The sequence below is a fragment of the Mycobacterium avium subsp. avium genome, from assembly GCF_009741445.1.
GTDB lineage: Bacteria > Actinomycetota > Actinomycetes > Mycobacteriales > Mycobacteriaceae > Mycobacterium > Mycobacterium avium.
This window is the reverse complement of the sequence record NZ_CP046507.1, coordinates 2263640-2276870: the sequence shown is the minus strand read 5'-3', so window position 1 is coordinate 2276870 and position 13231 is coordinate 2263640. Positions and strand designations below refer to the sequence as shown.

Here is a 13231-nt window from a genome sequence, read left to right as displayed (position 1 = left end):
GGCTATTCGGGTGGGGGTTGGTCGCGCGGGGCGGTCAACCGCGGTGACCGGTCCCGGCTGACCCAGGCCAGCAGCCCCACCACCCCGGCCGCAGCGAAGGACGCGATGCCCAGCCACACCACCGCGCCGGTGAATGACCGGGTGTTGGGGTCGGTGTAGCGGGCCTGGGCGGTCATGGTGCTCACCACGCCCGGCTTGAGCTTCCAGGACACCACGTCGGGCTCCACCCGGTCGCCGTTGGTCGAGGTCACCACGCCGGGAAAGGCCACCGTCAGCTCGACGTCGGCCTCCGGGTCGGTCAGCGAGGTCAGGTCCGCCCGGCCCTCCAGGAGCACCAGGTTGCCGTTGCGGCGCAGCGACAGGTTGACCCCGGCGGCGTCGGAGTTCATGTTGGCCAGCTGCGGCAGCTCGGCGAACGTCAGGTCCGAGAACACCGCCTGGGAGCCGACGTAACCGTCGCTGTCGTAGTTCGACACCGCCACCTTCTGGCTGAACGGCAAGTTGTTGCTGTCCAGCTGCGGGCCGGTGTCCTTGGGAGTCTTGGGTTTCGCGGCGGCGACGATCTCGCCGGACACCAGGTCGTCGGGGGAGATGGTGAGCGAGGCGCGCACGCGCAGGCATCCGGTGGCCAGCGGCACCACCAGCAGCAGCATCGCGAAGGCCAGCAGGCGCCGCCGTCGCATCCGGGCGGCCTGGGATCCGCGGCGGCGGGGCGGGGCAGGGCGGGCGCGCACCAGGTCATCGTGCCAGATCCGCCGTGCCGCTCAGTGCAGCCTTGGGTCGCGTGCCGAATGTTGCGGTGTCACAGCGGGAGTTCGCGGCCCAGGATCGCGAACGGCCGGGGGTCGCCGGCGAAGTGGTAGCGGCGGATGATGTCGGTGAAACCCAGCCGCCGGTACAGCCGCCAGGCGCGGTTGGGCTCGCCGTTGGTTTCCGGTGTGGACAGCAGCACGTTCTTTTCCGCGCGACCGGCGAGCAGCCGTCGCGCCAGCGCCTCGCCGAGCCCGCGGCCTTGGGCGCGGGGGTGGATGTGCAGCTCGGTCAGCTCGAAATAATCGTTCATCAGCCGGGCGATCTCCTGCGGCGGAGAGCCGCCGCGCTGCAGACCCAGCACCACCTGCTGCTGCCACCATTGCCCCGGCGCCCCGGGGTAGCCGTAGGCCACGCCGAGCAGCGGGGCGCTGGCCAACTCTTCGGCCGACGGCATCTGATCGTCGTAGTCCACCTCGGCCTCGACGACGGCCGCCCCTTGCCAGCCGCGGCGCCGGATGTGTTCCAGCCACATGGCGGCGCGCTGGTTCTCGGTGCCGCGCGGGTATCGCATCGCGTCCACGTACACCGCCAGGGCGTCGCCGAGTCGGCGCTCCATGTCGTGGGGGAGCAGATCGATGAGGAATATCGCCAACCCGCGGTGCCCTCCTCATCCAGCGATCTCGTCCAGCGATCTCGTCCAGGGATCCGTTGCTTCGCGGTGTCGGGGTCGCCCCGGAAATGGTCTCCGTGGGACCGGGCCGCTAGCGATCATTATCGGACGCGGGCGCGGCGGTCGGTAAGCGGTCGGCGCACCCGGTTTCGGAAGCCGGTTTCGGAAGCCGGTTCGGGAGCCGGTTCGGGAAGCCGGTTGTAGCGCACGGGCGTTGCGGTCCGGCGGGGTGCCCGGATGCGGGCGGGATAGAATCGGCGCGGAACCAGTGGTATGGGGCAGATCGACCTCGTATCATTCAATTAGTTGCCCGCGCAACGGGCATCCGCGTGCTACCGATAGTCACGTGTCAACTTGTCGGCAAGGAGGGACGAATGCCACTCTCCGATCATGAGCAGCGGATGCTCGATCAGATCGAGAGCGCTCTCTACGCCGAAGACCCCAAGTTCGCTTCGAGCGTCCGGGGCGGAGGGTTCCGCGCGCCCACCGCGCGTCGGCGTCTGCAGGGCGTGGCGTTGTTCGTCATCGGTCTGGCAATGCTGGTTTCCGGGGTGGCCTTCAAGGCCACGATGATCGGAAACTTCCCGATCCTCAGCGTCTTCGGGTTCATCGTGATGTTCGGCGGTGTGGTGTTCGCCATCACCGGTCCACGGTTGCCCGGCCGGCCCGACCTGTCCGGCTCGGCCCCCACCTCGCTGCGGCAGCGCCGCAACAGGAGTGGAGGCTCGTTCACCAGCCGGATGGAGGATCGCTTCCGCCGCCGCTTCGACGACTGACGTCCACCCACACACCCGCGGGGCAGCCGAGTCGGCTGCCCCGCGTTGTTTTCCCGGCCCCGGTGGCCGCCGAGGGCCGACTCCGGTGGCCGCCGAGGGCTGACGGCGAGGCTGGGCGGCGCGCAACCGTCGATGCCGTTTTGCGTCCCAATCGATCCCCAACCGAGGCGCGGGCCGCCCATTACCCCCACTGCGCCCCACCGGAAATCCCCACGTTTCCCCACCCGCGGCATTTCGCCTGGTCAACAAGGTGATAGCGGCGTCCCGAAAGACGCCGCAGCAGGGCGGCGACACACCCCGGCGGCCACAATGTTCTCCTTTTGACGTCGGACAACCCGAAAAACGCCACCCCGACACCCACGGAATGGGGCGAAGTGGGGGATTGTGGGGTATGGTGGCTGCAGTGTTTGGGTGACCTCGAACGGGAGGTGAGCTGGTGTTTCTCGGCACCTACACGCCCAAACTCGACGACAAGGGGCGGCTGACGTTGCCCGCCAAGTTCCGCGACGCACTGGCAGGGGGGTTGATGGTCACCAAGAGCCAGGACCACAGCCTCGCCGTCTACCCGCGGGCGGAATTCGAGCAACTGGCCCGCCGGGCGAGCAAGGCCTCCAAGAGCAACCCGGACGCCCGGGCGTTCCTGCGCAACCTCGCCGCCGGCACCGACGAACAGCATCCCGACGCCCAGGGCCGCATCACCTTGTCGGCCGACCACCGTCGTTACGCGAGCCTGTCCAAGGACTGCGTGGTGATCGGGGCGGTCGACTACCTGGAAATCTGGGATGCCCAGGCCTGGCAGGACTACCAGCAGACCCACGAAGAGAACTTCTCCGCGGCAAGCGATGAAGCACTCGGCGACATCATCTGAGGCGCATGCCCGTGCAACGTGGCCTCTGCCCGAACCGACCCTGGCGTACTTCCCCAACGCCAGGTTCGTGCCTTCGGACAGGGACCTCGATGCAGGGGCAGCTCGCCCGATCCGGGGAGGCGTTGCGGTGGTTGACGATTCACCGGACTTCGGGCACGTGCCCGTCCTGCTCGAGCGCTGCGTCGAGCTGCTCACCCCCGCACTGACCCGTCGTCACCCCGACGGCTCGGGCGCGGTCCTGCTGGACGCCACCCTGGGCGCGGGCGGGCACGCCGAACGGTTCCTGACCGACCTGCCCGGGCTGCGGCTGATCGCACTCGACCGCGATCCCAGCGCGCTCGAGATCGCCCGGGAACGCCTGGCGCGGTTCGCCGACCGGATCACCCTGGTGCACACGCGTTACGACGGCATCGCCGCGGCACTGACCGAATCCGGTTACGCCGCAACCGAATCGGTCGACGGGATACTGTTCGACCTCGGGGTGTCGTCGATGCAGCTGGATCGCCCCGAGCGGGGCTTCGCCTACGCCCAGGACGCCCCGCTGGACATGCGGATGGACCCGGGATCGCCGCTGACCGCGGCCGACATCCTCAACACCTACGACGAGGCCGAGCTGGCGGACATCTTGCACCGCTACGGCGAGGAGCGGTTCGCGCGCCGGATCGCCGCGCAGATCGTGCGCCGCCGCGCCAAAGAGCCGTTCACCTCCACTGCGGACCTGGTTTCCCTTCTCTACCAAGCCATTCCGGCACCGGCCCGGCGCACCGGCGGGCACCCGGCCAAACGCACGTTCCAGGCCCTGCGGATCGCCGTCAACGACGAACTGGACACGCTGCGCTGCGCGCTTCCGGCCGCGCTGGACGCGCTCGCCGTCGACGGGCGGATCGTGGTGCTGGCCTACCAGTCCCTGGAGGACCGGATCGTCAAGCGGTTGTTCGCCCAGGCGGTCGCCTCCCGCACCCCGGTGGACCTGCCGGTCGAACTTCCCGGCCACGAGCCACGGTTCCGCGCCCTGACCCACGGCGCCGGACGCGCCGACGCCGCCGAGATCGAACGCAACCCGCGCAGTGCCGCAGTGCGATTGCGGGCCCTGCAACGAACGCAAGCACCGCAGGCGACCGGGAAAGGCGATTGATGAAAGCAGAGCGCGAGACGGCGAAACGGCGCGGCGGCAGCGATCGTCGGGGCGCCCGCGACGGTTCCGCCCGCCGCGGCAGGCGTCCGGCGGCCGACGCCGGCGCGGCGCGGCGCGCCCGCGGCGGCCCGGCCTCCGCGCCCACCCGGGAATCCCGCGCGCCCAAGCCGGGTCCGCAGACCAGCCCCGTCGCGCGGCCGGCCGAGCGATCGGCCCGGCCCAAGAACACCAGCCAGGCCAAGGCGCGGGCGAAGGCTCGTAAAGCCAAGGCGCCCAAGGTCGTTCGGCCCCGGCTGACCGAGCGGCTGGCCGCCCGGCTGGCAGCGATCGACCTGCGGCCGCGCACCCTGGCCAGCAAGGTCCCGTTCGTCGTCCTGGTCATCGGTGCGCTGGGCGTCGGGCTCGGGCTCACCCTGTGGCTGTCCACCGACTCCGCCGAGCGCTCCTACAAGCTCAGCCACGCCCGGGAGCGGACCCGGTTGCTGCAGCAGCAGAAGGAGGCGCTGGAGCGCGACGTGCGCGAGGCGGAGGCCGCACCCGCGCTGGCCGAGGCGGCCCGCAAGCAGGGCATGATCCCGACCCGGGACACCGCGCACCTGGTCCAGGATCCGTCCGGCAACTGGGTGGTGGTCGGCACACCCAAGCCGGCCGACGGGGTGCCGCCGCCGCCGCTGAACAGCAAGCTGCCCGACGAGGCGCCGCAGCCGCCGAAGCCGGCGCCGCCGGCCGCCGAGGTCCCGATCCGGGTGGAGCCCGCCCCCGGCGGACCCGTCCCGGCCAGGTCCGGGCCCGAGGCGCTGCTGCGCGCGCCGGACGGCGCCTCCACGCTGGGCGGTCAACACCTGGCGCCGGCGGTTCCCCCGGTCCCGGGCACGCCGCCCGGTGTGCCCGGCGGTCCCGTCGCCGCGCCGCCCGCGCTGCCCGGCGGTCCGGTCGCCGCTGTGCCACCCGCATCGCCCGCCATGCCCACCGGCCCGGCCACCGGTCGCCCGCCGGGCCTGACGCCCGGGCTGCCGATGCCGGGGCTGCCGATGCCGGCCGGGCCGGCGGTGGCTCCGGCCCCCGCGGAGGTCTCGATTCCATTGGGGGGCTTGCCCGTTCCGGCTCCCGGCCAGCTGCCCGCCCCGCTGCCGCCGGAGGTGCCGGTGCCGGTGCAATTGGGCCGCCCGGGCGCGGCCCCCCAGCCGGTGGTCCCGGCCGCCCCGCTGCCGCAACCGGTCAACGGCGCCCAGCCCGGGGCCGCCCCCGTCGCGTCGCCGGGTGCCCCGAGGTGAGCCGCGGCGACTCGGCACGGGCCCGTCGGTCCCAGTCGGTGCGGCCGACGCGTGGGCCGCGTAAGGACGTGCAGGGCAAGGCGATTCGCCAGCCCAAACGCCGCGGCAAGGCCAACCCGGCCGAGGCCGCACCCGGGCACTCGGCGCGGCAGCGGCGCACCCGTCAGATCGCGCAATTGACCTCTCGGGGCGGATCGTTCGTGTTCCGTCACCGCGCCGGCAACGTGGTGATGCTGGTGGCGATGGTGGTGGCCGCCGCCCAGTTGTTCGTCCTGCAGGTGACCAACGCGTCGGTGCTGCGCGCCCAGGCGGCCGGACAGCTCAAGGTCACCGATGTGGAAAAGGCGGTGCGCGGCAGCATCATCGACCGGCACAAGGATCAGCTCGCCTTCACCATCGAGTCGCGGGCGCTGACCTTCCAGCCGAAGCGGATTCACAAGCAACTGGAGGAGGCCAAGTCCAAGAACCCGTCGGCTCCCGACCCCCAGCAGCGGCTGCGCGACATCGCCAAGGAGGTGTCCGGCCGGCTGGGCAACAAGCCCGACTCCGCGACCGTGCTGAAGAAGCTGCAAAGCGACGAGAACTTCGTGTACCTGGCGCGCGCCGTGGATCCCGCTGTGGCCAGCGCGATCTCGGACAAGTTCCCGGAGGTCGGCTCCGAGCGTCAAGATCTGCGGCAATACCCGGGCGGATCGTTGGCGGCCAACATCGTCGGCGGCATCGACTGGGACGGCCACGGGCTGCTGGGTCTGGAAGAGTCGATGGACTCGGTGCTGTCCGGAACCGACGGCTCGGTCACCTATGACCGCGGCTCCGACGGCGTGGTGATCCCGGGCAGTTACCGCAACCGGCATCGGGCGGTCAACGGCTCGATGGTGCAGCTGACGCTGGACGACGACATCCAGTTCTATGTGCAGCAGCAGGTGCAACAGGCCAAGAATGTGTCTGGCGCGCACAATGTTTCGGCCGTGGTGCTGGACGCCAAGACCGGCGAAGTGCTGGCCATGGCCAACGACAACACCTTCGACCCGTCCCAGGACATCGGCCGTCAGGGCGACAAACAGCTGGGCAACCCGGCGGTGTCCTCGCCGTTCGAGCCCGGTTCGGTGAACAAGGTGATCACCGCGTCCTCGGTCATCGAGTACGGCCTGTCGAATCCCGACGAGGTGTTGCAGGTGCCCGGCTCGATCCAGATGGGCGGGGTGTCCATCCACGACGCGTGGGACCACGGCGTGATGCCCTACACCACCACGGGTGTGTTCGGAAAGTCCTCCAACGTGGGCACTTTGATGTTGGCGCAGCGGGTCGGGCCGGAGCGCTTCTACGACATGGTCCGCAAGTTCGGGTTGGGCCAGCGCACCAACGTGGGCCTGCCCGGTGAGAGCGCGGGGCTGGTGCCGCCGATCGACCAGTGGTCGGGCAGCACCTTCTCGAACCTGCCCATCGGGCAAGGTCTTTCGATGACGCTGCTGCAGATGACCGGCATGTACCAGACGATCGCCAACGACGGGGTGCGGATCCCGCCGCGGATCATCAAGGCCACCATCGCGCCCGATGGCACCCGCACCGAGGAGCCGCGCCCGGAGGGCGTGCGGGTGGTATCGCCGCAGACCGCGCAGACCGTGCGCAACATGCTGCGCGCCGTCGTGCAGCACGACCCGATGGGTTACCAGCAGGGCACCGGTCCGGCCGCCGCGGTGACCGGCTACCAGATGGCCGGCAAGACCGGCACCGCCCAGCAGATCAACCCCGCCTGCGGCTGCTACTTCGACAACGTCTACTGGATCACCTTCGCCGGGATGGCCACCGTCGACAACCCCCGGTATGTCATCGGCATCATGATGGACAACCCGGAGCGCAACGCCGACGGGACGCCGGGCCACTCCGCGGCCCCGCTGTTCCACAACATCGCCGGCTGGCTGATGCAGCGGGAGAACGTGCCACTGTCGCCGGACCCCGGCCCGCCGCTGACCCTGCAAGCCACCTGACCGAGCGCCGCCCGCGGATCGCCCGCCGGCCCGCCCCGGCTAGGTAGGGTGTCATGGCCGATCATGAGGATGACGCGGCGCCGGAGGGAGGTGTGAGCAGAAGTGGTGTCGGTGCCCACGGGGTTGCGCCCCAGCGCCGTCCCCGGCGTGCGGCTGCCCGCGCTGGCCGACCAGGTCGGCGCGGTGATGGCCGGCCCGGACCGGCGCGCTGCCGTCCCCGACGTCACCGTCACCGGCGTGACCCTGCGCGCCCAGGACGTGCTGCCCGGCGACCTGTTCGCCGCGCTGCCCGGTGCGACGACGCACGGCGCCCGGCACGCCGCCGAGGCGATCGAGCGCGGCGCGGTCGCGGTGCTCACCGATGCCGCGGGTGTCGCGCAGCTGACCGGCGGCCGGACCACGCCGACGCTGCTGCACCCCAGGCCCCGCAGCGTGCTCGGGGAGCTGGCCGCCGCCGTGTACGCGCACCCGTCCGAGCGGCTGACCGTCATCGGCATCACCGGCACGTCCGGCAAGACGACCACGACGTATCTGGTCGAATCGGGTCTGCGCGCCGCCGGCCGCACGGCGGGGCTGATCGGCACGGTCGGCATCCGCATCGACGGCGCCGACATCCCCAGCGCGCTGACCACCCCGGAGGCCCCCGCCCTGCAGGCGCTGCTGGCCGCGATGGCCGAACAGCGGGTGGACACCGTCGTCATGGAGGTCTCCAGCCACGCGCTGGCGTTGGGCCGGGTGGACGGAACCCGTTTCGCGGTCGGCGGTTTCACCAACCTGTCGCGTGACCACCTCGACTTTCACCCCACCATGGCCGACTACTTCGAGGCCAAGGCCTTGCTGTTCGACCCGAACTCCCCGCTGCGGGCGCACCGCGCCGTGGTGTGCATCGACGACGAGGCCGGGCGCGAAATGGCTGCCCGCGCCGGTGATGCGGTCACCGTCAGCGCCGAGGGACAACCGGCGCACTGGCGGGCCGTCGAGGTGGCGCCGCTGGGGACCGGGGGACAGCAGTTCACCGTGATCGATCCCGCCGGCGTCCAGCACCGGGCGGGCATTCGGCTGCCCGGCCACTATAACGTCGCCAATTGCCTTGTGGCGCTGGCACTTCTGGATGCAGTGGGAGTGTCCCCGGAGCAGGCGGCGCCGGGACTGCTGCAGACCAGGGTGCCCGGCCGGATGGAGGAGATCGACGCCGGCCAGGACTTTCTGGCGCTGGTCGACTACGCCCACAAGCCGGGCGCGTTGCGCGCGGTGCTGAGCAGCCTCAAGCGCCCGGATCGCCGGCTGGCGGTGGTGTTCGGCGCCGGGGGCGAGCGCGACCCGGGCAAACGGGCGCCGATGGGCGCGACCGCCGCCGAGCTCGCCGACCTGGTGGTCGTCACCGACGACAATCCGCGCGGTGAGGACCCCGCGGCGATCCGCCGCGAAATCCTGGCCGGTGCCACCGAAAGTGGTTGCGCCGCAGAGGTTATCGAGATCGGCGACCGGCGTGCGGCGATCCGCCACGCCGTTGCCTGGGCGGGACCGGGCGACGTGGTGCTGGTCGCGGGCAAGGGTCATGAGACCGGGCAGCGCACCGGCGAGCACACCCGCCCGTTCGACGACCGGGTGGAGCTGGCCGAGGCGCTGCGCGAGGCCGTCGGGCCTCGAAAGGCGCAGGGATGATCGACCTGACCGTCGCCCAGATCGCCGACATCGTCGGCGGCACCCTGGCCGACATCACCGCACCGGACGCCGCGCGCCGGCGCGTCACCGGCACCGTCGAATTCGACTCGCGCGCCGTCGGGCCCGGCGGGTTGTTCCTGGCGCTGCCCGGGGCGCGCACCGACGGGCATGACCACGCGGAGTCCGCGGTGGCCGCCGGTGCGGTCGCCGTGCTGGCCGCCCGGCCCGTCGGCGTCCCCGCCATCGTCGCGCCGCCGGTGGATGCCGCGGACGCGCTGGCCGGGGTGCTCGAGCACGACGCCGACGGGTCCGGTGCCGCGGTGCTGGCGGCGCTGGCCAAGCTCGCCCGGGCGGTGGCCGCCGAGCTGGTCGCCGGCGGGCTGACCATCGTCGGGATCACCGGATCGTCGGGCAAGACGTCGACCAAGGACCTGGTCGCGGCGGTGCTGGCGCCGCTGGGTGAGGTGGTGGCCCCGCCCGGGTCGTTCAACAACGAGCTGGGGCATCCCTGGACGGTGCTGCGCGCCACGGCCGACACCGACTACCTGGTTCTCGAGATGTCGGCACGCCACCCCGGCAACATCGCCGCGCTCGCCGAAATCGCCCCGCCGGCCGTGGGGGTGGTGCTCAACGTCGGCACCGCACACCTGGGCGAGTTCGGCTCGCGGGAAGCCATCGCACGCACCAAATCCGAACTGCCGCAAGCGGTTCCAGCGTCCGGCGTGGTGGTCCTCAACGTCGATGACCCCACCGTGGCGGCCATGGCCGAGGTGACCGCCGCCCGGGTGGTCAGGGTCAGCCGCGCCGAGCACACCGAGGCCGGCCCCAGCGACGTGTGGGCCGGGCCGGTGTCGCTGGACGAGTTGGCCCGGCCGGGGTTCACGCTGTATCACCGCCACGCCGGTGGGACACGACAGGCGCGGGTGCAACTCGGCGTCTCCGGCGACCACCAGGTCGGCAACGCGCTGTGCGCGGCCGCGGTTGCGCTGGAGTGCGGCGCGACGGTCGAGCAGGTGGTGGCCGCGCTCGCCGGGGCGGGCCCGGTGTCGCGGCACCGGATGCAGGTCAGCACCCGCGGCGATGGCGTCACGGTGATCGACGACGCCTACAACGCCAATCCCGATTCGATGCGGGCCGGGCTGCAGGCCCTGGCCTGGATCGCCCGCGGCGGGGCGGAACCGGGCGCCCCGGCCCGGCGCAGCTGGGCGGTGCTGGGCGAGATGGCCGAACTCGGCGACGACGCGATCGCCGAACATGATCGCATCGGCCGGCTGGCGGTGCGCTTAGATGTGTCTCGACTCGTTGTCGTGGGAACTGGGAGGTCGGTGAGCGCCATGCACCACGGTGCGGTCATGGAGGGTTCCTGGGGTTCGGCCGACAAGGGAGCCGTCAACGTGCCCGACGCCGAGGCGGCGCTTGAGCTCTTGCGGGCCGAGCTGCAGCCCGGTGACGTGGTGCTGGTCAAGGCATCCAACGCGGCCGGGCTGGGCGCACTCGCCGACGCGCTGGCCCGTGACGATCGCGAGGGCGGCGCAGCCGGCGGGACCCGCCGATGAGACAGATCCTCATCGCCGTCGCCATCGCGCTGACCGTGTCGATCCTGTTGACCCCGGCGCTGATCCGGTTGTTCACCCGGCAAGGTTTCGGTCACCACACCCGCGAGGACGGCCCGCCCACCCACCACGCCAAGCGGGGCACGCCGTCGATGGGCGGGGTGGCGATCATCGCGGGCATCTGGGCCGGCTATCTGGGAACGCACCTGGCCGGGCTGGCCTTCGACGGCGAGGGCATCTCCGCGTCGGGGCTGCTGGTGCTGAGCCTGGCCACCGTGCTCGGCATCGTCGGATTCCTCGACGACCTGATCAAGATCCGCAGGTCGCGCAACTTGGGCCTGAACAAGACCGCCAAGACCATCGGGCAGGTCGCGGCCGCGGTGCTGTTCGGTGTGCTGGCGTTGGGATTCCGCAACGCCAACGGCCTGACGCCGGCCAGCGCCGACCTGTCCTACGTGCGCGAGATCGCCACCGTCACGCTGGCGCCCGGGCTGTTCGTGTTGTTCTGCGTGGTCGTCGTCAGCGCCTGGTCCAACGCGGTCAACTTCACCGACGGCCTGGACGGGCTGGCCGCCGGCAGCATGGCGATGGTCACCGCGGCCTACGTGCTGATCACGTTCTGGCAGTACCGCAACGCGTGCGTCACCGCGCCCGGGCTGGGCTGCTACAACGTGCGGGACCCGCTGGATTTGGCGATCGTCGCCGCCGCCACCGCGGGCGCCTGCATCGGCTTTCTGTGGTGGAATGCCGCGCCCGCCAAGATTTTCATGGGCGACACCGGATCGCTGGCCCTGGGCGGCATCATCGCCGGCATCTCGGTCACCAGCCGCACCGAGATCCTCGCCGTCGTGCTGGGCTCGCTGTTCGTCGCCGAGGTGAGCTCGGTTGTGTTGCAGATCTTGACCTTTCGCACCACCGGGCGACGGGTCTTCCGGATGGCGCCGTTTCACCACCATTTCGAGCTGGCGGGCTGGGCCGAGACCACCGTCATCATCCGGTTCTGGTTGCTCACCGCGATCGCCTGCGGCCTGGGCGTGGCCCTGTTCTACGGTGAGTGGCTGGCCGCGATCGGTGCCTGATGAGTGCTGCTGAGCCGGCCCTGGCCCCGCTGTCGCCGGGGGCGCCGGTGCTGGTGGCCGGCGGCGGGATCACCGGCAGGGCGGTGCTGGCGGCGCTGAGGAGATTCGGCGCGGCGCCGACCCTGTGCGACGACGACCCCGCCACCCTGCGCGGATACGTGGATTCCGGAGTCGACACCGTCTCCACATCGGCGGCCGCCGAACGGATTTCGCGCTATGCCCTGGTGGTCACCAGCCCCGGGTTGGCGCCGACCGCACCGCTACCGCTGGCCGCCGCGGCGGCGGGGGTGCCCGTGTGGGGGGACGTGGAGCTGGCCTGGCGCCTAGACGCCGCCGGACACTACGGGCCGCCGCGCCGCTGGCTGGTGGTCACCGGGACGAACGGCAAGACCACCACCACGTCGATGCTGCACGCCATGCTGACCGCGGCGGGCCGGCGAAGTCTGTTGTGCGGCAACATCGGTAGCCCGGTGCTCGACGTGCTCGACCAACCCGCCGAGCTGCTGGCCGTCGAGCTGTCCAGCTTCCAACTGCATTGGGCGCCCTCGCTGCGGCCGGAGGGGGGAGCGGTGCTCAACATCGCCGAAGACCACCTCGACTGGCACGGCACGCTGGCCGACTACGCCGCGGCCAAGGCCCGGGTGCTCGACGGCCGGGTGGCCGTCGTCGGGCTGGACGACAGCCGGGCCGCGGCGCTGCTGAGCACCGCCCGGGCGCCGGTGCGGGTCGGTTTCCGGCTGGGCGAGCCGGCCGCCGGGGAGCTCGGTGTGCGCGGCGGCCAGCTCGTCGACCGCGCCTTCGCCGACGACCTGACCCTGCTGCCGGTCGACTCGATCCCGGTGCCCGGACCGGTCGGAGTGCTCGACGCCCTGGCCGCCGCCGCGCTGGCGCGCTGCGTGGACGTGCCTGCATCGCCCATCGCCGAGGCGATCGTCTCCTTCCGGGTGGGCCGGCACCGGGCCGAGGTGGTGGCCGTCGCCGACGGGATCACCTACGTCGACGACTCCAAGGCCACCAATCCCCACGCCGCCGAGGCCTCCGTGCTGGCCTATCCCCGCGTGGTGTGGATCGCCGGGGGGCTGCTGAAGGGCGCGTCGGTCGACGCCGTGGTGGCCAGGATGGCGTCCCGGCTGGTCGGCGCGGTGCTCATCGGCCGAGATCGGCGAGAGGTTGCAGAGGCGTTATCGCGACACGCGCCGGATGTCCCCGTCGTCCACGTTGTGACAGGCGAGGATGCTGGTATGGATGCGACGCCTGTGGTGTTTGGTGCCAATGTGACAAAAGTGAAACATTTGGGCGGGGATCTCGGCGCTGCGGTCATGAGCGCGGCGGTGGCCGCCGCCCGTGACCTGGCCAAGCCCGGTGACACCGTCCTGCTGGCACCGGCGGCCGCGTCGTTCGACCAATTCGCTGGGTACGCCGACCGGGGCGACGCGTTCGCGGCCGCGGTGCGCGCGGCCATCCGGTAGG

At 71.6% G+C, this 13231-nt stretch carries 11 protein-coding genes; 9 read left to right on the top strand and 2 right to left on the bottom strand.

What is annotated here, in order from left to right:
• Positions 1 to 2: 2 nt before the first annotated feature.
• Both lppM and MAA44156_RS10615 read right to left on the bottom strand, forming a co-directional pair.
• On the bottom strand, positions 3 to 683 hold the full coding sequence (gene lppM, locus MAA44156_RS10620) for a lipoprotein LppM (protein ID WP_003872238.1): 681 nt from the start codon (positions 681 to 683) through the stop codon (positions 3 to 5).
• Positions 684 to 802: 119 nt separating this feature from the next.
• The gene (locus MAA44156_RS10615; protein ID WP_011724724.1) at positions 803 to 1405 is read right to left on the bottom strand and encodes a GNAT family N-acetyltransferase; all 603 of its coding nucleotides are present in this window, start codon (positions 1403 to 1405) and stop codon (positions 803 to 805) included.
• Positions 1406 to 1797: 392 nt separating this feature from the next.
• On the opposite strand from MAA44156_RS10615, the gene MAA44156_RS10610 reads away from it, so the two are divergent.
• The 9 genes from MAA44156_RS10610 (at position 1798) to murD (ending at position 13230) form a co-directional block, all read left to right on the top strand.
• The gene (locus tag MAA44156_RS10610) at positions 1798 to 2199 is read left to right on the top strand and encodes an SCO2097 family morphological protein (RefSeq protein ID WP_011724725.1); all 402 of its coding nucleotides are present in this window, start codon (positions 1798 to 1800) and stop codon (positions 2197 to 2199) included.
• Positions 2200 to 2635: 436 nt separating this feature from the next.
• Entirely contained in the window at positions 2636 to 3067 is a 432-nt protein-coding gene (gene mraZ, locus MAA44156_RS10605; RefSeq protein ID WP_003872235.1) for a division/cell wall cluster transcriptional repressor MraZ, read from the top strand.
• Positions 3042 to 4202: a 16S rRNA (cytosine(1402)-N(4))-methyltransferase RsmH gene (gene rsmH, locus MAA44156_RS10600; protein ID WP_095785446.1), complete on the top strand. Its 1161-nt coding sequence runs from the start codon at positions 3042 to 3044 to the stop codon at positions 4200 to 4202. The genes mraZ and rsmH overlap by 26 nt, the downstream gene beginning before the upstream one ends.
• Positions 4202 to 5476: a cell division protein FtsL gene (ftsL, locus tag MAA44156_RS10595; protein ID WP_062886511.1), complete on the top strand. Its 1275-nt coding sequence runs from the start codon at positions 4202 to 4204 to the stop codon at positions 5474 to 5476. Before rsmH ends, ftsL begins: the two co-directional genes overlap by 1 nt.
• Positions 5473 to 7464, top strand: coding sequence for a peptidoglycan D,D-transpeptidase FtsI family protein (locus MAA44156_RS10590; RefSeq protein WP_023884315.1), 1992 nt, complete (start codon positions 5473 to 5475; stop codon positions 7462 to 7464). The genes ftsL and MAA44156_RS10590 overlap by 4 nt, the downstream gene beginning before the upstream one ends.
• Positions 7465 to 7566: 102 nt before the next feature.
• The gene (locus MAA44156_RS10585; protein WP_009976555.1) at positions 7567 to 9129 is read left to right on the top strand and encodes a UDP-N-acetylmuramoyl-L-alanyl-D-glutamate--2,6-diaminopimelate ligase; all 1563 of its coding nucleotides are present in this window, start codon (positions 7567 to 7569) and stop codon (positions 9127 to 9129) included.
• The gene (locus MAA44156_RS10580) at positions 9126 to 10685 is read left to right on the top strand and encodes a UDP-N-acetylmuramoyl-tripeptide--D-alanyl-D-alanine ligase (protein ID WP_009976556.1); all 1560 of its coding nucleotides are present in this window, start codon (positions 9126 to 9128) and stop codon (positions 10683 to 10685) included. Before MAA44156_RS10585 ends, MAA44156_RS10580 begins: the two co-directional genes overlap by 4 nt.
• Positions 10682 to 11761, top strand: coding sequence for a phospho-N-acetylmuramoyl-pentapeptide-transferase (gene mraY / locus MAA44156_RS10575; protein WP_009976557.1), 1080 nt, complete (start codon positions 10682 to 10684; stop codon positions 11759 to 11761). The genes MAA44156_RS10580 and mraY overlap by 4 nt, the downstream gene beginning before the upstream one ends.
• On the top strand, positions 11761 to 13230 hold the full coding sequence (gene murD / locus MAA44156_RS10570) for a UDP-N-acetylmuramoyl-L-alanine--D-glutamate ligase (RefSeq protein WP_009976558.1): 1470 nt from the start codon (positions 11761 to 11763) through the stop codon (positions 13228 to 13230). The genes mraY and murD overlap by 1 nt, the downstream gene beginning before the upstream one ends.
• Position 13231: the final 1 nt, after the last annotated feature.

What these genes read in the sequence shown, in the direction of transcription:
- mraY (WP_009976557.1), top strand. Translation starts at nt 10,682, where the DNA reads ATGAGACAGATCCTCATCGCCGTCGCCATCGCGCTGACCGTGTCGATC.
- MAA44156_RS10580 (WP_009976556.1), top strand. Translation starts at nt 9,126, where the DNA reads ATGATCGACCTGACCGTCGCCCAGATCGCCGACATCGTCGGCGGCACC.
- ftsL (WP_062886511.1), top strand. Translation starts at nt 4,202, where the DNA reads ATGAAAGCAGAGCGCGAGACGGCGAAACGGCGCGGCGGCAGCGATCGT.
- murD (WP_009976558.1), top strand. Translation starts at nt 11,761, where the DNA reads ATGAGTGCTGCTGAGCCGGCCCTGGCCCCGCTGTCGCCGGGGGCGCCG.
- lppM (WP_003872238.1), bottom strand. Translation starts at nt 683, where the DNA reads ATGCGACGGCGGCGCCTGCTGGCCTTCGCGATGCTGCTGCTGGTGGTG.
- MAA44156_RS10610 (WP_011724725.1), top strand. Translation starts at nt 1,798, where the DNA reads ATGCCACTCTCCGATCATGAGCAGCGGATGCTCGATCAGATCGAGAGC.
- rsmH (WP_095785446.1), top strand. Translation starts at nt 3,042, where the DNA reads ATGAAGCACTCGGCGACATCATCTGAGGCGCATGCCCGTGCAACGTGG.